This is a genomic window from Mycobacterium sp. (genome assembly GCF_051006775.1).
Taxonomy (GTDB): Bacteria; Actinomycetota; Actinomycetes; order Mycobacteriales; family Mycobacteriaceae; genus Mycobacterium.
Window position 1 is genome coordinate 20715 of the sequence record NZ_JBPCSX010000240.1, and the last position, 17775, is coordinate 38489.

The following is a 17775-nucleotide window of genomic DNA, read 5'->3' on the forward strand; positions in this document are numbered from 1 at the left end:
ATCTTGTGTCCGCCACCCTAGATCGTTAAAGTGTCATACGGCAATTAAATAATTGACAGAATCTGGGTGTGGAATGAGTACTGCGGCGTGGTGGGTCGCGATCGCTCTGGCCGCGGTATATCTGCCCGCCGGCCTGATGAAACTGGTCGTCCCCAGGGGTCGACTGGTGTCCAATCCGCAGTTCGGTTGGGCCACCGCGGTGTCGGATGCGACGGTCAAGGCGATCGGAGCCGCAGAGGTTCTCGGCGCCCTCGGGGTCATCGCGCCGCGACTGACCGGTATCGCGCCGGGGATCGGGGTCGCCGCCGCGTGGGGTCTGGCGGCGGTTCAGGTGGGTGCGATCGTCGTGCATGCTCGCCGGCGTGAGTTCGCGACGCTGCCGATCAACGCTGTGCTGCTGGTGCTTGCCGTCGTCCTTGCCGTGGGCGTGCTCTGACGCGGGGGTCGAGCCCGCACACCCTCACAACATTCGTCCAGGGTGGCTCATGGCACCGAGATGAACAGTTCAAGGTCACCAATCCCGAAGCCATTGCCTATTTCCACTTCGGCTTCATTCCGGCGTTCTTCTCGACGGCGATGCTGACGGATGAGCACCGTGATGTCGTCGCGATGGGTGACCCCGCTGCCATGAAGCAGGCTGAACTGGCCGGCCCGTGCGACAGGACTCCGGTTACGACGGCCCACGATTTCGTCGATACTGCGACCGGGTCGGGCAGGGTGATCTTCAGGGACGACGGCTTCGACACGCCTGGTTAGGGGCGCTGACTTTTCGCCGATCGAGTCTTGGCCGACTTTCTGCGGTGTCGCTCCTCGACAGGGGCGTCCGCCGGTTGCGCTCGGCGGGCGCGGAACAGTTGCACGTCGCTGTCTATCCCTTTGAACCTTCGATCGCCGGCGTCTGACCAACTGAACCGGGGGTCGTCGCCGACGGCCTCGCGTGCGGACGCGGCGAGCAGCACCGCGCCGGGTCGGGTGGCGGAAGTGATCCGGCTGGCCAGATTGACCGGGCTGCCGAACCAGTCACCCGCCCGGCTGACCGCTTCCCCGACGGCCATGCCCACCTTCAGGCGCGGGAAATTGCTCTGCGCCTCGGTGGCATCTATCAGCGTGAAGACGGTGTCTAGGAGCGCGGCGGGTTCCGGGCTGACGAGCATGACCGCATCGCCGATGGTCTTGACCATCCGCACCGGCGGGGTGGCGATCTCCCAGGTGATATCGGACAGGTTGCGGGCCAGGTTCTCGAGTTCCTCGGGCGGCACCGATTCACCCAGGCGGGTGAAGTCCACCAGGTCGGCGAAGGCCACCGATACGGTGCGCACCCCGGGCAGCGGCACACCGCCGGCGCGCTCGGCGGCGGTGACCGCCTCGGTGTCCATCATCATGTGGCGCAGCTGGAAGAACATCATGTCCTGAAGCAGCGGACCCAGCGCCGGTGCGATATGCCGGACTGTGGCCTCGAAGCGTCGGGCGATCTGCAGTTCGGTGGCGCCCGGCTCGAGGACGGCGGCGAAGGCGGTGGACCGCATCACCTCGGCGGCGCGGGAGAGTCCTTCGGAGAGCACCCGGATGGCGCCGATGATCTGCTCGGGATCCAGACCCAAGTCGATGAAGCGCTGCACGTGTGCGGCTGCTTCGGCATCGGCGCTCGGATGCACCGGGTCATCGGGATCTTCTGTCCCGGGCATGCCCATCGCATTCTGAATGCGTTGCAGCAGAACCAGGTCGATGCCGTAGGTCTGGCTGGTTTGGCGTGCGGAGACGTAGCGGTCATCGCCGCCGACGAGCGGCCGGGTAGCCAGAAGCATGGGGGAGTTGGCGCTCTGTATCTCGTCCGGAGAGATGCCGCGGGCGAGCAGCCAACCGACCAGCTCGGCCCGTTCATCGCGGGCCTGACCCTCCAAATCGCCGAGGAGTCGTTCCACGTCCGCTGGCGGCTGGGTGGTCATGCGATTTGAGGCTAGCAGCGCGGTCACACCCCTAGGCTGGTCTCATGCCCGCTGTGACCGCAGACACGCTGACCCTGCCCAAGGTCAATCCTCCCTCCGCGACCGACACCGAACGGCCGGTCCGGTCGATTACCACCGGACCGCGCGGGGTGGAGGGTGAGGGCTTCCCGGTCGTCCGTGCCTTCGCCGGCGTCAGTGCTGCCGACCTCGACCCCTTCATTCACATGGATCAGATGGGGGAGGTGCAGTACGAGCCCGGCGAGCCCCGCGGCACCGACTGGCATCCGCATCGCGGCTTCGAAACGGTCACCTACATGATCGACGGCCGCTTCGCGCACCAGGATTCACACGGCGGGGGCGGACTGATCACCGACGGCGCCACCCAGTGGATGACAGCCGGCGCCGGAATCCTGCACATCGAAACCCCGCCCGCCGAACTCGTCGACAGTGGCGGGCTGTTCCACGGGGTCCAGCTGTGGGTGAACCTTCCCCGCGCGGACAAGCTCACCGCGCCGGCGTATCAGGCCATCGAGGGTTCGGAGGTGACCCTGCTGTCCTCTGCTGACGGTGGCGTGTTGCTGCGAATCATCGCCGGGGATATTGACGGGCGTATCGGCCCCGGCTCCACCCGAACTCCGATTTCGTTGGTGCACAGCACTATTGAGCCCGGTGCGCAGCTCAACCTCGGCTGGCACCGCGAATACAACGCTCTGGTCTACGTCCTCGCGGGGAGCGGCACCGTCGGCCCGGTCGGGCACCCGATCCATCAGGGTCAGCTCGCGGTGCTCGGTCCCGGTGACCGCATCACTGTGACCGCGGACCGGGTGCAGGACGCCCGGACGTCCGGCATGGAGGTCCTGCTGCTGGGCGGTAAACCCATTCGCGAACCTGTCGTCCAATACGGCCCCTTCGTGATGAACACCAAGGCGGAAGTGGCCCAGGCGTTCGAGGATTTCCAGGCCGGTCGGTTCGGCGCCATCCCGCCGAACGCGCTGCAGCCGTATCGCGGGGGTCAGAACCCGCGCTGAGACACCGGCGCCGGTGGCATCGCGACCACGACCGGCGCAGGTTCGGTTGCCGCTAACGGTGCGACAGGCGCCAACGGCCAACCTTCCATCTGACGTCATATCGGGGTTCGCGTCGTAGTATCTGCATATGCGCGCAGATAACGAAGTTTGTCGGCAGCGGCTGGACGGGGACCAGGTGGGTCTGATCGTTGAGGTGTTCCGCATGCTGTCCGACCCCACCCGCGTCCAACTGCTGTGGGCGCTGGTCGAAGGGGAGTTGTCAGTCACCGAACTCGCCGATGCGGTGGGCAAGCCGGCGCCGTCGGTGTCCCAACACCTTGCCAAGCTCCGGATGGCCCGGCTGGTGCGAACCCGGCGGCAGGGCACCACCATCCACTACAGCCTGGAGAACGATCACATCCGTCAGTTGGTCACCGATGCGGTGTACAACGCCGAGCACGCGGGTCCCGGGATCCCCGGGCATCACCGCGGCGACGACAGACTGGCGCACGTTCGATGACCCACGATCGCGATCACCATCACCACGATCATCACGACGGTCATCACGACGATCATCACCACGAGCACGGTGGTGGCCTGCTGGGCGCCGTCCGGGAAATCTTCGCCCCGCACAGCCACGACCATGCCGACAGTGTTGATGATGCGCTGGAATCCAGCGCGCAGGGAATCCGCGCCGTCAAGATAAGCCTTCTCGCCCTGGGTGTCACCGCGATCTTCCAACTCGTCATCGTCATGCTGTCGGGGTCGGTCGCGTTGGCCGCCGACACCATCCACAACTTCTCCGACGCGCTGACCGCCATTCCGCTGTGGATTGCCTTCGCGCTCGGCCGGCGCGCGGCCACCAAGCGCTTCACCTATGGTCTGGGCCGGGTTGAGGATCTCGCCGGACTGTTTGTGCTGCTGATGATTTCGCTCTCGGCGGCTATTGCCGGCTATGAGGCGGTGCGCCGGCTCATTCACCCGGTCGTCATCGACAATCTCGGCTGGGTCGCTGTTGCCGGGGTGGTCGGTTTCATCGGCAACGAGCTTGTCGCGCTCTACCGCATCCGGGTGGGCCGTCAGATCGGATCGGCGGCACTGGTGGCCGACGGTCTGCATGCCCGCACCGACGGATTCACCTCGCTGGCAGTGGTTTTCGGCGCGCTCGGGGTGTGGCTCGGATTTCCGCTGGCCGACCCGATCGTGGGCCTGCTGATCACCGTGGCGATCCTGATGGTGTTGCGCACCGCGGCCCGCGATGTGTTCTCCCGCCTGCTCGACGGCGTCGATCCTCATCTGGTGGAGACCGCCGAAGCCGCCCTGATCGCCGAGCCGGGCGTCATCGGCGTGCGGCAGTTGCGGATGCGCTGGATCGGCCACCGCCTGCACGCCGACGCCGAACTGGACATCGACCCGAGTATCAGCCTCGGTGATGCCCATCGATTGGCGCACAATGCCGAACACAGCCTCACTCATGCGGTGCCGAAGCTGTCCACCGCGCTCATCCACGCCTATCCGGCGAAGACGTAGGGCGGCGGCCTGCGGCACAATGGCGTGCGTGACCGCACGTATGACGGCCCTGGCCGCCGCACTGCTGCTACTCGGTGGGCTGGCCGGTATCGGGGCACCGCCGAGCCACGCCGACGCACCGGGTGTGCTGAATTTCGGCGGCATCGACCGCACATACCTGGTTCACGTTCCGCCGGGTCCGCCGTCCGGTCTGGTGATCAATCTGCACGGGGCGGGTCAGAACGGCGCCGAGCAGGCTGGGCTCACCGGTTACAACGCCGTCGCCGACGGATACGGGTTCGTGGTGGCCTACCCCGACGGTATCGACGCGAGCTGGGCCGACGGCCGCGGCGCCTCGGTGCCCGACCGTCAAGGTGTCGACGACGTCGGCTTCCTGGCCGCGCTGATCGACAAACTCTCCCGCGACTACGGTGTGCCGCCGGGCCGGGTGTTCATCACCGGCATGTCCGCCGGTGCGTTCATGGCCACCCGGATGGCCTGCGATCGCGCCGATCTGGTCTCCGCGATCGCGCCGGTCGCAGGCACCCTGGGCGCCGGGGTGGGTTGCGCCCCGTCGCGGCCGGTGTCGGTGATGCAGATCGCCGGCACCGCCGACCCGGTGGTGCCCTTCGGCGGTGGTCCGATGGTGGGCCGCGGGGGAGCCAGCGACATCGTCTCGGCCCCGGCGATGGCCGATCGCTGGCGCGCAATCGACGGCTGCGGTCCGCCGATCGCCAACGCGTCCACCGGTCAGGCCCAGTTCCTCAGTGCGTCGGGATGCGCCGGCAACACCGCGGTCGTCCTGGTCCGCCTCGACGGCGCCGGGCACACCTGGCCGGCCGGGCGCTTCGCCCTGCCCGAGTCGATCGTGGGCCCGACCAGTTATGCAGTCGACGGCGCACAGGCCACCGCGCAGTTCTTCGCCGCGCACTGACACGGTTTCTGTCGGACCCGTCTGGATACTGGATCGCAGGGGGGGAAGACAGCCCGGTGTCACCGGGTAATCGCGCTTCCTCATGACGGAAGGAAGCCGAATGACCAACGCGGATCTGACTCTGATCGCCGCTCTGCTGGACCGTTCCGGGTCGATGCAGGACTGCAAGCGCGCCACCGAGACCGGTTTCGACGAGCTGATCGCCAAGCAGCGCACCGAGCCGGGCAATGCCGTGGTGACGCTGTCGATGTTCGATGACGTCTACGAGAACGTTTACGCCAACGTACCCATCGCGGATGTGGGCCCGCTGAATCTGGAGCCACGCAATATGACTGCGATGCTCGACGCGACCGGGCGGTTCATCACCGAGATCGGCGAGCAGCTGGCCGGCCTGCCGGAGGCTCACCGTCCCGGCACGGTGATCTGCCTGATCATGACCGATGGCTACGAGAACGCCAGCGTGGAGTGGAGTTGGGACGCTGTGTCCGCGCTCATCACCCAGCAGCGCGAGCAGTACAACTGGAAGTTCATCTTCCTGGGGGCCAACATCGACGCTGAGCAGGTCGGCGTTCGCATGGGTGTCCCACTGGGTAATTCGATGACGTACGACACCGATCTGGTGGGACCGGCGATGCAGTCGACCTCCCGGGCCATGGCCTCCGCGCGGAGGGCGATGCCGATGGCCTTCACACCGGGCGAGCGGGCCGGCAGCATTGCCCGCCCGACCAAGACCCGCAAGCGCAAGGGGTGAACCGCTACCTCCGGGCGGTCGACAGGCCGAACGGAAGGTAAGCGGGGCACACGCCGACGAAGCTCGTCAGCAGGAGCACCACCGCCACGGCGCCGGGGGTAAGTGAGAGCTAGACAAATGCCGATGGAAATATACCCCCGCAGGGTATATTAGCGGCCATCGGTCCCGGTTGCCAGTGGCCGGGTCCCTGTCCGCTCTACATCCGGCGGACCGCAATCTCGCTGCGTTCGTCCGGCTAATTGCCGTCCCTCGCAGTAGCCGTTGATGGTGATACCCGAGTTGGCCTGGAACTTGCTGACCAGTGACAATTTTTGGCATGATCGCGGTCTGGGTGTACCCGGTGAGCTGGCAAAAAATCACCTGACAGCGAAATCGGATCCCAGGTGTGTTTTCCCTGAGCGTAAACCGTGAGATAGTTAAGGGCGGTCGGGGCTGTTCGTTAGCCGTCGTGCCCCGTCCGTGTGTCGGAAGGTGTCCGGGTATGCAGGCGTCAGCCTTTGTAGGTCGCGTTGGCGGCCTGGCTGTCGCACTGGGCATCGGGGCCGCAGCACTGGGCGCCGCAACGCCCGCTTGGGCCGAGCCCGCCGATGCCACCGGATCCGAGGCCGCCTCTGACACCGCAGCAGTAAGCAATGCCCCCGCAGCACCCCGTTCCCGGGCCGGCCGTACGTCAACGTCGGCTCCTGCCGGGCGCGCGCCCAGGTCCGCCGGCGCGTCGTCGGTGACCGCCGCCGCGTCAGCCGCCCGGAAGAAGTCCGGTACTGCTCTGAGCCCGTCCGTCGATATTTCCGTCGCCCCGCCTCAACTCGCGTCACTTGACCCGGGTGTCGCTCCTGATGTGAGCGTTGCGGTCGGCAACCGCCCGAGTCCGGTTGCCGCCCAGGCGGTTGCAACGTCATCCGCTGTCGGCGCGGCCGGTATCGAGGTCGCTCAACCGGCATCGACGACCGCCGTCGGTGACACAGTGGAGACGCCCACTCCAGGTCTCGTCGATTCGGTACTGGATTCGTTGTTCGACAACAACCCCGGCGGGCCCATCGAGGCGCCGCTGTCGTGGGTTGTTCTGGCCGTGTCGCGCCGCGAGCAGGGCCAGGGCCAGGCGGTGCCGACGCCCGCCGCGGTGGTGACCGCCGACGAGGCTCCCGACCCGGTCGCGGCGGTCTCGAGCAATACGGCGCCGGTGATCTCCACCGTCGAACTCAGCCCGCCCAACGCGAGCACCGGCGCGGTCACCGGGACAGTCACCGCCAGCGATCCCAATGGAGATGGGCTGACCTACCGGGCGGTGACCTCCGCCAAGGGCAAGGTGTCGATCACCGCCACCGGCGTGTTCACCTACACCCCGACCGTCGCGGCCCGGCATAACGCTGCGAAGGCCGGCGCGGCCACGTCGGTCACCACCGACATAGTCACGGTCACGGTCACCGATTCGAAGGGCGCGACCACCACCAAGGCCGTCACGGTGACGATTTCGCCGAAGAACGCCATTCCGGTGACGAAGAAGACCGTCGGCACCCCCAACGCGTCGACCGGGGTGGTCACCGGATCGGTCACCGCGACTGATGCCGACCGTGACACCCTGACCTACAGCGGCAGCACCACCACGACCAAGGGCACGGTCACGGTCAATGCAAGCACCGGGGCCTTCACCTACACCCCGACCGCCGCAGCCCGGCACGCCGCCGCGAAGCTCACCGCCGGCACCGCCGCAAAGACCGACACCTTCACCGTCACTGTCACCGACGGCTACGGCGGGACGGTGGCCGTGCCGGTGACGGTGACCATCAGCCCGAAGAACACTGCACCGGTCTCCGGCACCACGAAGGTCGGGAACCCGAGCGCGACCACAGGTGTGGTCGCCGGTACGGTCACCGCGACCGACGCCGATAAAGACACCCTGACCTACAGCGCCCCGGCCACCACCAAGGGCACCGTCACCATCAACGCCAGTACCGGTGCGTTCACCTACTCGCCGGTCGCGCGCGCATCGGCGGGCACCGACACCTTCACTGTCACGGTGACCGACGGCTATGGCGGCTCGACACCGATCACCGTCTCGGTGCCCGTCGCCGCCAATATCGGCACCGCGCCCAAAGTCACCTACGTCTTCAATTACACCGATGGCGCAGAGTACTGGACCCCCGAGGCTAAGGCCGCGCTCCAGGACTCGGCGGATCAGGTTGCCGCCTATATCGTTGTCTCCCAGCCGGTTACGCTGACCTTCGACGTCACGGCAGAGAATGCGCCGGACTCGGACACGATGGCCTCGGCGGGCAGCGACCTGACGAGTTCGCGCGCCGGGTTCTACAACACCGTGGTGCAGAACAAGATTCTCACCGGTGTCGACAGCAACGGCGCCGCGGCTGACGGGAACATCGACGTCAACTTCGGGACCGGCTACGCGTTCGGCGACACGGTCAGCTCGAGCGAGTACGACTTCCAGTCGACGATGATGCACGAGATGTTGCACGCCTACGGTTTCCTGTCCTACACCTACGAGGCCGGCAACAACACTGATACCTACTGGACGAAGTTCGACAGCTTCATCGGCACCAGTTCCGGCGCCAATGTGATCAACCGCACCGGCTATAAGTTCAACACCGCCTACAACACGAACCTGACCGGAGGTAACGGCGGGTTGTACTTCCTCGGCCCCACCGCGGTTGCCGCTTACGGTGGACCGGTTCCGCTGTACACGCCCAATCCGTGGGAGGGCGGCAGCTCGGTGTCGCACCTCGACGACGGCACCTTCACCGACTCCGACGCCATGCTGATGAACGCCATGTCCGGCACCGGTCTGGGTATCCGGACACTGAGCGCGGTCGAGTTGGGCGTCCTGACCGATCTCGGTTACACGGTGAAGCAGAATCCGGTCGCGGCCACGATGTTGTTCTTCGGCGTTTTCGTCCTGCGCCGCCGCCGCAACCGCTGAGTTCGATCGGAATCCGCACGGCCTGCGACGCGAACACCCCTCGTATGGTCCGTGTCGCGGACAAGGCCGCGAGAGAAGGCTGGTCAACGACTCCGGCCCCTGGCTCCCCTTAAGCGAGGGGCCGGAGTCGTTGAGGCTAGCCGGACCTTAACTCCCCTTCGAGCTAGTTAAGATCTAACTGAGATAGTACCCACGAATCCTTTGCTCGGCAAACTCAGAAGAGATAATTTTTTTCGTGTCGGCAAAGTAATGGTCACGGGGCTTTTAGCACTCTGAGCCGGATTCAAGCGGGGATGGATGGACTTCTAGCAACCTTCCACTGGCCTACCGTGGCTTACATTAATACTTGGCCGAACCGGCGAGCGATTGCCCGGTGGCGTCCTGCAGTAGGCAGATGATCGTGCTCGGGTAGGGGTTGTTGGAGGTGCGGTCCTGATCGGAGTCGATCAGGTAGGTCACCGCGTAGGGCGAACTGCCCGCCGCCAGTCCGGTGTAGCGCGTCAGCCCGGCAGAGCACTGGGCGTTCGCGGTCTCGCTGAGGGCCGCGTCGACCGGGATATTGGCCCGAAGGTAGGCCTCGGCGAGGTGCGGGGCCGCGCAGTCGACGACGGTGACGGTCACCACCGCCGGGTCGGTGGGCGGCGGCGCCGCCAGGCAATCGCCGGGTGCCAGGTCGATCCACTTCGCGATACGTGCACTCTGCGGTGTGCCGGCCGGGGCGGGCGTCGCGGTCGGAACCCTCGAACTGGTCGCGCTCGGCGGTGGCTCCGGCACCCGGGTCGGAGTGGCGCACCCCGCGACTCCGGCTGCCGCGATGAGAGCTGTCGCCACCCCGCATCCGGACACCAGATTCCGCATGCCGACGTGTCTAGCACGGCCACCGGACGGGGTAGGCCACCACCCCGACCCCGGCGGAGAGGATGATTGAGTCGTGAACGGGTATCTCGCCGTCGCGGTGGCCGCAGTCTTCACCTGGCTCGGCATGGTGCTGGCGATCTCCTTCCTGGAGGCGCCACTGAAATTTCGCGCCCCGGGAATCACCGTCCAACTCGGCCTTGGCATCGGACGGCTGGTGTTCCGGGCGCTCAACGCCTGTGAGGCGGTGTTGGCCGCGGTGGCATTGGGCGCGGCGCTGCTGGGCCGGGGGACGGCCGGAGCCGTTGCGGCCCTGGCGGTTGCCGTGGGTGTGCTCGCCGCGCAGTTGCTCGGGGTTCGGCCCGCGCTCACCCGCCGTTCGGATGCGGTCCTGGCCGACGCCGCGGTGGCCGAATCCGGGCGATCCCGAGCGCATTTCGTCTACGTGGCATTCGAAGCCGTGAAGGTGATGGCCCTGGTGGTCGCCGGCGTTGCGCTGCTGGGCCCCTGATGTCGATGCGCATGAAGGAGAGAAGATGGAATCGCTGTCGCTGACCGGCCTGGCCGATGAGCAGCTTGACAAGGCTCGGGGCTCGAGTGCCGGGCGCTCCGCCCGGACCATCCACGGCGGCCACGACCATCTGCTGCGCCAGACCATGATCGCCATCGCGGCCGGCCGTGAGCTGGGCGAGCATGACGGCCCCGGTCAGGCCACCCTGCAGGTGCTGCGCGGCCGGGTACGGCTTAGCACCGCCGACGAGCAGTGGAGCGGCGGAACCGGCGACTACCTGGTGATCCCGCGGCAGCGTCACAACCTGCACGCCGACGAGGATGCGGTGGTGCTGCTGACGGTGCTCGCCGACAGCGACAAGGCTCAGTAGGGCGGCACGGCGAGTTCCAGGACCCCGCCGTGCTCGGTGCCGTCAAGAGCGAGCAGCGCCGGTACGGTCTCGCACGTCACCAGTCCGGTCTCAGTCGTCGCGGTGTCAATGATGTCGAAAATCCGTGCGACGTTCTCCGGTGAGTCGATGACGACGGTGCTCACCGGTACCTGACGTCCGCACTGGAACACCCGGTCACCGCGGGGCTTTTGATCGCCGGTGAATCCGAACACCCCGCGCAGCACGGTCGCACCACGGGCAGAACCCGATTTCAGCAGTTTTCGGACCAGGATCCGGTGGATCGGAATCCCGTTGCGGCGGGTGTCCTCGGAGGTTTGCACCGTCAGCTTCTGCCACAGCGGCCGCCCGCCGGCGTCGACTTTCGGCAGGGCTCCGGGCCGGCGCAGCAGCGAGCCGTCGCGCTTGCACACCCGGGCGCGTTCGGTGGTGAACAGGGCCCCGCCCAGTAGCGCCCGTAGTTCGGGTAGTGCCGCACGGGTCTGTTCGACGGTGCCCACGGCGACGACCATCAGCGGGATGTCGAGGTTGCGACTGAAGAAGCGGGCCCGGCGACGCACTCCGTCGGCCGTGCCGTCGACGCCGAGGAATGTCGTCGCGCCGGCGAATCCGTGGTGACTGAGCAGCTCGCATGCCGCGGCGAAAGCGGGCGTGCCGTCGATTCGGCGGTTGCGGTCCAGAGGGATGGTGAGTCTGATCTCGTCGTCGTGCGACACTGTGAAATCGGTTGCGGCACTGATGATCAGTCGCGATCGCTCCAGGGTGATCAGACCGCGTGGCATGAGCGCGATGACCTCATCGGCCACGCCGGTCATCACTTCGGCACTGTCGAGTGCGGCAATGGTTACCGGCGGATCCTCGGACAGGGTCAGCGATGCATCACTGCGGAAACGGTGGCGGCCGCCGAATCCGGTGACTCCGCGCAGCAGCACACTGTGCGCCACGCGTCGCTCGGCCAGCAGATCCAGGATGGCTTCGCCGAGGAATTGGCCGCCGGTGCGCCGGCGTTCACCGAAGTAGGTGGTGAGCTTGAGGTACTCGGTCACAGCAGGCCCGCGATCCACTGGCCGAACGCGGCGGCTCCAAGACCCACGACGAGGCTGACCCCGATGTTGGCCACTGCGGTTCGGATCTGGAGTTCCTCGGCCAAACGTTGGGTTTCGAACATCCAGGTGGAGAAGGTGGTGAAGGCGCCCATGACGGCGGTGCCGACCAGCAGTGCGACGGTATGACTCAGCACCAGGCCGCTCACCAGTCCGAGCAGCAGTGACCCGAGGACGTTGACCGTGAACGTGCCGAACGGAAACGGCCCGCCGACCCGTCGCGCCACGGCGCGATCCAGGACGAATCGCGCCACCGAACCGAGTCCGCCCATGAGCATCACCCCGGCCCAGATCGCGGCGGTCATGCGCCGATCCTGGCTCGGCGCACCAGCGAGGTGGCGGTGTGGACCGCCAGTAGGCCGACGGCAACGCTGGCTGACACATAAGCGACTGCAAGTCCGTAGTGGTGCTCGCGGACCATCAACAGGACTTCCACCTGCATGGTGGAGAACGTCGTCAGGCCGCCGCAGAGGCCGGTGCCCAGCAGTGGCCTGCGATAGCTCGACAGCGGCAACCGTTCCAGCAGTCGGGTGGTGAAGTATCCGAGCAGGAATGCGCCGGCGATGTTGACGACGAATGTCGGCCAGGGCCAGCGGCCCGGATCGGGCACGGTGGCGGTGCTCAATGCCGCGCGCGCGAGGGTGCCCAGGGCGCCGCCGGCGAATACCGCCGCAAGTTCACGTTTGTCATGACCGAACACCCGGTAAGTATCCCGTCCAGCGGGGCAGAATTGGCCCCATGGCGGCCAATCCCCGCGCCGGTAAGCCGGCGCAGCCCGAAGACCTCATCGACCTGCCCCACCTGGTCACCGCGTATTACACGATCGACCCCGACCCCGACAACATCGCCCAGCAGGTGGCGTTCGGCACCTCCGGGCACCGCGGATCCAGTCTGGACGGGGCGTTCAACGAGGCGCACATCCTGGCCACAACCCAGGCCATCGCCGAATATCGTGCCGCCCAGGGCACCACCGGTCCGCTGTTCATGGGCCGCGACACCCATGGCTTGTCCGAACCTGCCTGGTCGTCGGCGCTGGAGGTTCTCGCTGCCAATGATGTTGTGGTGCTGGTGGATTCAGCGGACCGGTACACCCCGACACCGGCCGTCAGTCACGCCATTCTGACCTATAACCGGGGTCGCGGTTCGCATCTGGCCGACGGGATAGTCGTCACTCCGTCGCATAACCCGCCGCGCGACGGCGGATTCAAGTACAACCCGCCCAACGGCGGCCCGGCCGACACCGATGCGACGTCGGTGATCGCCACGCGCGCCAACGAGATTCTGCGCGGTGGCCTGAAGGAGGTGAGGCGGGTTCCTTTGGCCAGGGCGCTGGCCGGCGTGCAGCGGCATGACTATATGAACGCCTATGTCGCCGATCTGCCCAATGTGGTCGACGTGCATGCCATCGGTGCCCAAGGCATCCGGATCGGTGCCGACCCGCTGGGCGGGGCCAGCGTGGACTACTGGGGCGCGATCGCCGAACGGCACAACCTCGACCTGACGGTGGTCAACCCGCTGGTCGACGCCACCTGGCGGTTCATGACGCTGGACACCGACGGCAAGATCCGGATGGACTGCTCCTCACCGAACGCGATGGCGTCGCTGATAGCCAACCGGGATGCCTATCAGATCGCCACCGGAAATGACGCCGACGCCGACCGGCACGGCATCGTCACGCCCGACGGGGGTCTGCTGAACCCCAACCACTATCTGGCGGTGGCCATCGACTATCTGTGCACGCACCGCCCGGACTGGCCCGCTGGTGTCGCGATCGGCAAGACCGTGGTGAGCTCCTCGATCATTGACCGGGTGGTGGCCGGGCTGGACCGCACACTGCTGGAGGTGCCGGTCGGATTCAAGTGGTTCGTCGACGGATTGATCAGCGGCACAATTGGATTCGGCGGTGAGGAGTCTGCAGGTGCGTCGTTCCTGCGTCGTGACGGCTCAGTGTGGACGACCGATAAGGACGGCATCATCCTGGCGCTTCTGGCATCGGAGATCCTGGCCGTCACGGGACAGTCTCCGTCGCAGCGTTATGCGGCGCTGGCCGAGAAGTACGGCGCTCCGATCTACGCGCGCGTCGATGCCCCCGCTGACCGCGCGCAGAAGGCGCGGCTGGCCAAGCTCTCGGCTGATCAGGTCAGCGCCACCGAACTGGCCGGTGAACCGATCACCGCCAAGCTCACTGCCGCCCCGGGTAACGGTGCGCCGCTGGGCGGGCTGAAGGTCACCACGGCGAACGGATGGTTCGCCGCCCGCCCGTCGGGCACCGAGGACGTCTACAAGATCTACGCCGAGTCTTTTCTGGGTCCGGAGCATCTGGCGGAGGTGCAGGAGGCCGCTCGGGAGCTGGTGAATACAGTCATCGGGTGAGCTCCGTTGCCGAGGATGCCGGCCAGGTAGGCACCGAGACCCGGCTGCCCCGCGAAGTCTGGGTGCTGATCGGCGCCAACGCGGTCGTGGCTTTGGGCTACGGCCTGGTCGCCCCGATCCTGCCGGACCTGGCCCGTCACTTCGGGGTGAGCATCAGTGCGGCGACCTTCGTCATCACAGCGTTCGCGGTGATGCGGCTGTGCGCGGCCCCGCCGGCGGGTCTGCTGATCCAGCGCATGGGGGAGCGGCGCATCTACGTGGCCGGTCTGCTGATCGTCGCGGTCACGACGGTGGCGTGCGCCTTCGCGGACACCTACTGGCAGCTGCTGGTGTTTCGCGGGCTCGGCGGGATCGGGTCGACGATGTTCTTCGTCTCGGCGCTGGGCCTGATGATCCGGATCAGTCCGCACGATGCGCGCGGCCGCGTGTCCGGGTTATTCGCCGGGGCATTCCTGGTGGGCTCGGTGGCCGGCCCGGTGTTGGGCAACCTGACGGCAGGACTCGGTCTGCGTGCTCCATTCCTGATGTATGGCGTGCTGCTGCTCGTCGCTGCCGCGGTTGTGCTGTTCGGCCTGCGGAAGTCCTCGCTGGCCGATCCGCTTGATGAGGACTCCATAACCGTCACCGTTGGCGTCGCGTGGCGACACCGCGCCTACCGTTCGGCTCTGCTGTCGAACTTCGCAACCGGCTGGTCGATGTTCGGTCTGCGCTTCGCCTTGGTGCCGCTGTTCGTCGAGGAAGTACTCGACCGTCAGCCCCGACACGTTGCCGGGCTGGCGCTGGCCGCCTTCGCGATTGGAAACGTGTCGATGGTGATGTACAGCGGCCGGCTTTCGGACCGGATCGGGCGCAAGCCGCTGCTGATCGGCGGACTGGTGTTCTCCGCGGCGTCGACGTTGGCTCTCGGCTTTTCGACCTCGCTGCCGATGTTCTTCGCCGAAGCGGTGATCGCCGGTGCGGCCTCGGGGGTATACGCATCGCCGCAGCAAGCGGCGGTGGCCGACATCATCGGCAAGGCGCGCGGGGGAACTGCGATCGCGATGTTCCAGATGATGTCGGACTTCGGCTCGATCGTCGGCTCGCTCGGTGTGGGAATGCTGGCCGAGCAACTCTCGTACCAGTGGGCGTTCGCGCTCAGTGCGGCGATACTGCTCATCGCCGCGGTGGGTTGGATTTTCGCCCCGGAGACCCGCGACGCCCTCCCGGCCCGCGAGCCGACCGGGCTTCCAGAACCAGACCGGGCCGGGGAGCTGTCGTAGCTGCTGCGCTGTTGGCCGTCGGGACGGTGGTCCATTAGGCGGGCGCGGGCCGCAGTGCTCAGGATCTGCGGTTTTGAGGCGGATGAGACGGTGGTGTAGTTTCGACAGGGCATCTGGGGCTATGGCGCAGTTGGTAGCGCACCACACTGGCAGTGTGGGGGTCAGGGGTTCGAATCCCCTTAGCTCCACAGAGGAAGTTGCAGTTCAGAGTTAGTTTTTTTCGTGACACGCCGGATCGCCAGCATCGCGCAGCCCGGTGGCGGCGGCGATTCGTGAGTACACGATTGCTGACGTGGAATCTCAGAGGGTGAAGTGGATTCCGAGCTGCTGGAACGAGACGGGTCCCCTCGATCTTCTCGGTAGCGCCGCGGTGTACCACGCTCTCAAAGATTGGCTGGCGGCGCCGGCCGAGAAACTTCAGCTGCCCTTGGGCTGCGGGCACCCGCCATTGACCACCAACGGCAGGTTGACCGTCTGTGCCTGCAGGACGCCGCCGGTGTCATTGGTCCCGCCGGCGATGATGCACTTGCCTTCGACGATCGCGTCGGCCGTCACCTTGTGACGATCGGCTAGCAGCGTCAGGTCGTTGATCTCGACGGTGGTGTTGGTCTTGCTGCCGTCGGTACCGAGTGTCGTCAGAACGATCGTCTTGTCGGTGACGGAATCGACGTTGCCGCGGAACCCGCCCTGCGGACTAGCCGGCAGTCCGGCGTTGTCGGCGCCGCCGGTCTTCTTGCACTCGCCGCCACTTGACGCTCCGACCACAACCGCATCCGCGACGACGGTGCCGCCTTCCGAGCCGCTCGCGGGCCGGATGGTCACGCACAGGCCGGGGGTGATGCCCGCCATTGTGGCCGGTGTCAACTCCATGACCTTCGTCGAATCTGAGAACGACACCGTCGCCGATCCCTTCTGCCCGCTCACCTCGATCGTCGTGCCCGACACCGATGCGATCGACCCGCTGACCTCGTCTTCGCCATTGATCTTCACCGGGGCCTGGGACGGCTCCACCGCAGCTGTCGTGGTTGATGCGGTCGAGGATGCGCTTGGCGACTTGGTGGTCGCGGAACTGCAGGCGACCGCCGACAATGCGGTGATCCCGATCATCGCCAATGTCAAGTAACGGCTTACCAACGTCTTGTGCATAGGAGCTCCCAACCGGTCGTGGTCAGCCGACACTAGTTGCGGCACAGATTGACGGTATTGCAGTCAGTTGAATACCGGGCAAATTTCTGTCGGTGAAGCGCATTCCCTTCCCGCGCTACTTCGGCGGAAGTGGGGATCCGATCAGGCGGGCTGGCCCTACAAGGCGACCACCCCGGATCGCGGTGTTCGCGCGGTCGGACATGATCGCGAAGTAAGCCGGGTTGTAATACCACTGGTTGATCACGTCCAGGTTATTGATGGCCAGGGCGGGGTTGATCGCGACGGTTTCGAAGACCCTGCCGCGGAATCCGGCGGCCTCGGCCCGGGACTGGGGAGTGGAAGCCATCCGAGCCGCGCCGGTGCTGACCGTTCGACTGGACAGCATCGATCTCCGGAGGACTCCCTGTGCGACGGAACCCCTGATGAGTCCCCATACGCAGGACAATAAAACAAGAGTGGGCAGACCGTGTGAATTCGACCCGCCTGCGCGATTTCAGACCGAGTTGCGTCGGCCCGACGGCATAGGCCCGAGGGCTTGTGCAGTGCGGTCGTTGGGGTCTGACCCGTTGCCGGGAAATGTCGACCCTGAGGTGGCAACTCGCTCCTACCAACGTCTTTAAGGACATTGCCTGGAGGTCTGGATAAAGGACGCCTGAGGTGAGTTGCAACCCTGGTTCGCGCAACGAAGAGAGGTACGTTGCGCTGTTCCCGGGCCCGGTGTCACCGCCCCAAGCCGTCGCTGAGCAGTTCCTCGAACACTGCAGGGTTTCCAGGTTCTGATGCACTTGGAGACCACGGTCCTCCAGTCGGCCGACAGGTCGGGTCACCGTTGATGATCGACGGCACTCGCTTTGCACCGAGCCTCCAGGAAGTCCCCACCAAAGTGCACCGGCCCCGGGTTGGCCCGGTGCGTCACGGCCCTGGAATCTTGTCACCCAACGTGAAACTCCAGTTGGCATCGGTCGGCGATCTGAACGCGGTGAGGGTGAGTGTCAGCCGGAAATCCTGATCGAACCGCCGCAGCACGCACTCCTCTGATGCGCCGAGCTTCGGCGGCAGAT

Annotated in this window: 20 protein-coding genes, 1 tRNA gene and 1 pseudogene; 13 read left to right on the forward strand and 9 right to left on the reverse strand. The window is 66.3% G+C overall.

The window, feature by feature from the left end; translation table 11 throughout:
- Positions 1 to 73: 73 nt before the first annotated feature.
- On the forward strand, positions 74 to 436 hold the full coding sequence (locus ACR2JI_RS16735) for a DoxX family protein (RefSeq protein WP_526391987.1): 363 nt from the start codon (positions 74 to 76) through the stop codon (positions 434 to 436).
- Between the two features lie 47 nt (positions 437 to 483).
- Here ACR2JI_RS16735 and ACR2JI_RS16740 read toward each other — a convergent pair whose 3' ends face one another.
- Positions 484 to 684, reverse strand: coding sequence for a hypothetical protein (locus ACR2JI_RS16740; RefSeq protein WP_526391989.1), 201 nt, complete (start codon positions 682 to 684; stop codon positions 484 to 486).
- Between the two features lie 68 nt (positions 685 to 752).
- A complete protein-coding gene (locus tag ACR2JI_RS16745; RefSeq protein ID WP_526391991.1) occupies positions 753 to 1946 on the reverse strand; it encodes an adenylate/guanylate cyclase domain-containing protein in 1194 nt (397 codons plus the stop codon).
- Between the two features lie 44 nt (positions 1947 to 1990).
- Between ACR2JI_RS16745 and ACR2JI_RS16750 the strand changes: the two genes are divergently transcribed.
- From ACR2JI_RS16750 to ACR2JI_RS16770, 5 genes are all read left to right on the forward strand, one after another.
- The gene (locus ACR2JI_RS16750; RefSeq protein WP_526391993.1) at positions 1991 to 2974 is read left to right on the forward strand and encodes a pirin family protein; all 984 of its coding nucleotides are present in this window, start codon (positions 1991 to 1993) and stop codon (positions 2972 to 2974) included.
- 127 nt (positions 2975 to 3101) lie between these two features.
- Positions 3102 to 3473: an ArsR/SmtB family transcription factor gene (locus ACR2JI_RS16755; protein ID WP_526391995.1), complete on the forward strand. Its 372-nt coding sequence runs from the start codon at positions 3102 to 3104 to the stop codon at positions 3471 to 3473.
- Positions 3470 to 4483 carry a cation diffusion facilitator family transporter gene (locus ACR2JI_RS16760; protein WP_526391997.1) on the forward strand — a complete coding sequence of 338 codons (1014 nt, stop codon included), beginning with the start codon at positions 3470 to 3472 and terminating at the stop codon, positions 4481 to 4483. The genes ACR2JI_RS16755 and ACR2JI_RS16760 overlap by 4 nt, the downstream gene beginning before the upstream one ends.
- Positions 4484 to 4502: 19 nt before the next feature.
- Positions 4503 to 5396: a CE1 family esterase gene (locus ACR2JI_RS16765; protein ID WP_526391999.1), complete on the forward strand. Its 894-nt coding sequence runs from the start codon at positions 4503 to 4505 to the stop codon at positions 5394 to 5396.
- 100 nt (positions 5397 to 5496) lie between these two features.
- Entirely contained in the window at positions 5497 to 6147 is a 651-nt protein-coding gene (locus ACR2JI_RS16770) for a VWA domain-containing protein (RefSeq protein WP_526392001.1), read from the forward strand.
- Positions 6148 to 6151: 4 nt separating this feature from the next.
- Here the strand turns inward: ACR2JI_RS16770 and ACR2JI_RS16775 are convergent, their stop codons facing one another.
- On the reverse strand, positions 6152 to 6235 hold the full coding sequence (locus ACR2JI_RS16775) for a YgaP-like transmembrane domain (protein ID WP_526392025.1): 84 nt from the start codon (positions 6233 to 6235) through the stop codon (positions 6152 to 6154).
- A 393-nt stretch (positions 6236 to 6628) separates the two neighbouring features.
- Here ACR2JI_RS16775 and ACR2JI_RS16780 point away from each other — a divergent pair, with 393 nt between their 5' ends.
- The gene (locus tag ACR2JI_RS16780) at positions 6629 to 9079 is read left to right on the forward strand and encodes a cadherin-like domain-containing protein (RefSeq protein WP_526392003.1); all 2451 of its coding nucleotides are present in this window, start codon (positions 6629 to 6631) and stop codon (positions 9077 to 9079) included.
- A gap of 339 nt (positions 9080 to 9418) precedes the next feature.
- Here ACR2JI_RS16780 and ACR2JI_RS16785 read toward each other — a convergent pair whose 3' ends face one another.
- Positions 9419 to 9937 carry a hypothetical protein gene (locus ACR2JI_RS16785; RefSeq protein ID WP_526392005.1) on the reverse strand — a complete coding sequence of 173 codons (519 nt, stop codon included), beginning with the start codon at positions 9935 to 9937 and terminating at the stop codon, positions 9419 to 9421.
- 73 nt (positions 9938 to 10010) lie between these two features.
- Here ACR2JI_RS16785 and ACR2JI_RS16790 point away from each other — a divergent pair, with 73 nt between their 5' ends.
- Both ACR2JI_RS16790 and ACR2JI_RS16795 read left to right on the forward strand, forming a co-directional pair.
- Positions 10011 to 10445 (forward strand): hypothetical protein, encoded by a 435-nt coding sequence (locus ACR2JI_RS16790; RefSeq protein ID WP_526392007.1) that lies wholly within the window; start codon positions 10011 to 10013, stop codon positions 10443 to 10445.
- Between the two features lie 25 nt (positions 10446 to 10470).
- Entirely contained in the window at positions 10471 to 10815 is a 345-nt protein-coding gene (locus ACR2JI_RS16795) for a cupin domain-containing protein (protein ID WP_526392009.1), read from the forward strand.
- On the opposite strand, the gene ACR2JI_RS16800 is transcribed toward ACR2JI_RS16795, so the two are convergent.
- Genes ACR2JI_RS16800 through crcB (ACR2JI_RS16810) form a run of 3 tightly spaced genes read right to left on the reverse strand, consistent with a single transcriptional unit; the run spans position 10809 to position 12636 of the window.
- Entirely contained in the window at positions 10809 to 11879 is a 1071-nt protein-coding gene (locus ACR2JI_RS16800) for a putative PII-like signaling protein (protein ID WP_526392011.1), read from the reverse strand. The genes ACR2JI_RS16795 and ACR2JI_RS16800 overlap by 7 nt on opposite strands.
- The gene (gene crcB, locus ACR2JI_RS16805; protein ID WP_526392013.1) at positions 11876 to 12241 is read right to left on the reverse strand and encodes a fluoride efflux transporter CrcB; all 366 of its coding nucleotides are present in this window, start codon (positions 12239 to 12241) and stop codon (positions 11876 to 11878) included. The genes ACR2JI_RS16800 and crcB (ACR2JI_RS16805) overlap by 4 nt, the downstream gene beginning before the upstream one ends.
- Positions 12238 to 12636, reverse strand: a complete 399-nt coding sequence (gene crcB / locus ACR2JI_RS16810) for a fluoride efflux transporter CrcB (protein ID WP_526392015.1) — start codon at positions 12634 to 12636, stop codon at positions 12238 to 12240. Before crcB (ACR2JI_RS16810) ends, crcB (ACR2JI_RS16805) begins: the two co-directional genes overlap by 4 nt.
- A gap of 38 nt (positions 12637 to 12674) precedes the next feature.
- Between crcB (ACR2JI_RS16810) and pgm the strand changes: the two genes are divergently transcribed.
- The 3 genes from pgm (at position 12675) to ACR2JI_RS16825 (ending at position 15756) form a co-directional block, all read left to right on the forward strand.
- Positions 12675 to 14309, forward strand: coding sequence for a phosphoglucomutase (alpha-D-glucose-1,6-bisphosphate-dependent) (gene pgm / locus ACR2JI_RS16815; protein ID WP_526392017.1), 1635 nt, complete (start codon positions 12675 to 12677; stop codon positions 14307 to 14309).
- Positions 14306 to 15568, forward strand: coding sequence for an MFS transporter (locus ACR2JI_RS16820; RefSeq protein WP_526392019.1), 1263 nt, complete (start codon positions 14306 to 14308; stop codon positions 15566 to 15568). Before pgm ends, ACR2JI_RS16820 begins: the two co-directional genes overlap by 4 nt.
- Positions 15569 to 15683: 115 nt before the next feature.
- A tRNA-Ala gene (locus ACR2JI_RS16825) sits at positions 15684 to 15756 on the forward strand.
- Between the two features lie 229 nt (positions 15757 to 15985).
- Here ACR2JI_RS16825 and ACR2JI_RS16830 read toward each other — a convergent pair.
- Positions 15986 to 16417, reverse strand: coding sequence for a hypothetical protein (locus tag ACR2JI_RS16830; protein ID WP_526392021.1), 432 nt, complete (start codon positions 16415 to 16417; stop codon positions 15986 to 15988).
- On the opposite strand from ACR2JI_RS16830, the gene ACR2JI_RS16835 reads away from it, so the two are divergent.
- Positions 16407 to 16691 (forward strand): hypothetical protein, encoded by a 285-nt coding sequence (locus ACR2JI_RS16835; protein ID WP_526392023.1) that lies wholly within the window; start codon positions 16407 to 16409, stop codon positions 16689 to 16691. The genes ACR2JI_RS16830 and ACR2JI_RS16835 overlap by 11 nt on opposite strands.
- 198 nt (positions 16692 to 16889) lie before the next feature.
- Here the strand turns inward: ACR2JI_RS16835 and ACR2JI_RS16840 are convergent.
- Positions 16890 to 17057, reverse strand: a pseudogene (locus ACR2JI_RS16840) (CAP domain-containing protein); the annotation flags it as partial.
- Positions 17058 to 17775: the final 718 nt, after the last annotated feature.

What these genes read in the sequence shown, in the direction of transcription:
- ACR2JI_RS16785 (WP_526392005.1), bottom strand. Translation starts at nt 9,937, where the DNA reads ATGCGGAATCTGGTGTCCGGATGCGGGGTGGCGACAGCTCTCATCGCG.
- ACR2JI_RS16755 (WP_526391995.1), top strand. Translation starts at nt 3,102, where the DNA reads ATGCGCGCAGATAACGAAGTTTGTCGGCAGCGGCTGGACGGGGACCAG.
- ACR2JI_RS16760 (WP_526391997.1), top strand. Translation starts at nt 3,470, where the DNA reads ATGACCCACGATCGCGATCACCATCACCACGATCATCACGACGGTCAT.
- ACR2JI_RS16765 (WP_526391999.1), top strand. Translation starts at nt 4,503, where the DNA reads ATGGCGTGCGTGACCGCACGTATGACGGCCCTGGCCGCCGCACTGCTG.
- ACR2JI_RS16750 (WP_526391993.1), top strand. Translation starts at nt 1,991, where the DNA reads ATGCCCGCTGTGACCGCAGACACGCTGACCCTGCCCAAGGTCAATCCT.
- ACR2JI_RS16795 (WP_526392009.1), top strand. Translation starts at nt 10,471, where the DNA reads ATGGAATCGCTGTCGCTGACCGGCCTGGCCGATGAGCAGCTTGACAAG.
- pgm (WP_526392017.1), top strand. Translation starts at nt 12,675, where the DNA reads ATGGCGGCCAATCCCCGCGCCGGTAAGCCGGCGCAGCCCGAAGACCTC.
- ACR2JI_RS16745 (WP_526391991.1), bottom strand. Translation starts at nt 1,946, where the DNA reads ATGACCACCCAGCCGCCAGCGGACGTGGAACGACTCCTCGGCGATTTG.
- ACR2JI_RS16830 (WP_526392021.1), bottom strand. Translation starts at nt 16,417, where the DNA reads ATGGCGGGCATCACCCCCGGCCTGTGCGTGACCATCCGGCCCGCGAGC.
- ACR2JI_RS16835 (WP_526392023.1), top strand. Translation starts at nt 16,407, where the DNA reads ATGCCCGCCATTGTGGCCGGTGTCAACTCCATGACCTTCGTCGAATCT.
- ACR2JI_RS16780 (WP_526392003.1), top strand. Translation starts at nt 6,629, where the DNA reads ATGCAGGCGTCAGCCTTTGTAGGTCGCGTTGGCGGCCTGGCTGTCGCA.
- crcB (WP_526392013.1), bottom strand. Translation starts at nt 12,241, where the DNA reads ATGACCGCCGCGATCTGGGCCGGGGTGATGCTCATGGGCGGACTCGGT.
- ACR2JI_RS16735 (WP_526391987.1), top strand. Translation starts at nt 74, where the DNA reads ATGAGTACTGCGGCGTGGTGGGTCGCGATCGCTCTGGCCGCGGTATAT.
- ACR2JI_RS16770 (WP_526392001.1), top strand. Translation starts at nt 5,497, where the DNA reads ATGACCAACGCGGATCTGACTCTGATCGCCGCTCTGCTGGACCGTTCC.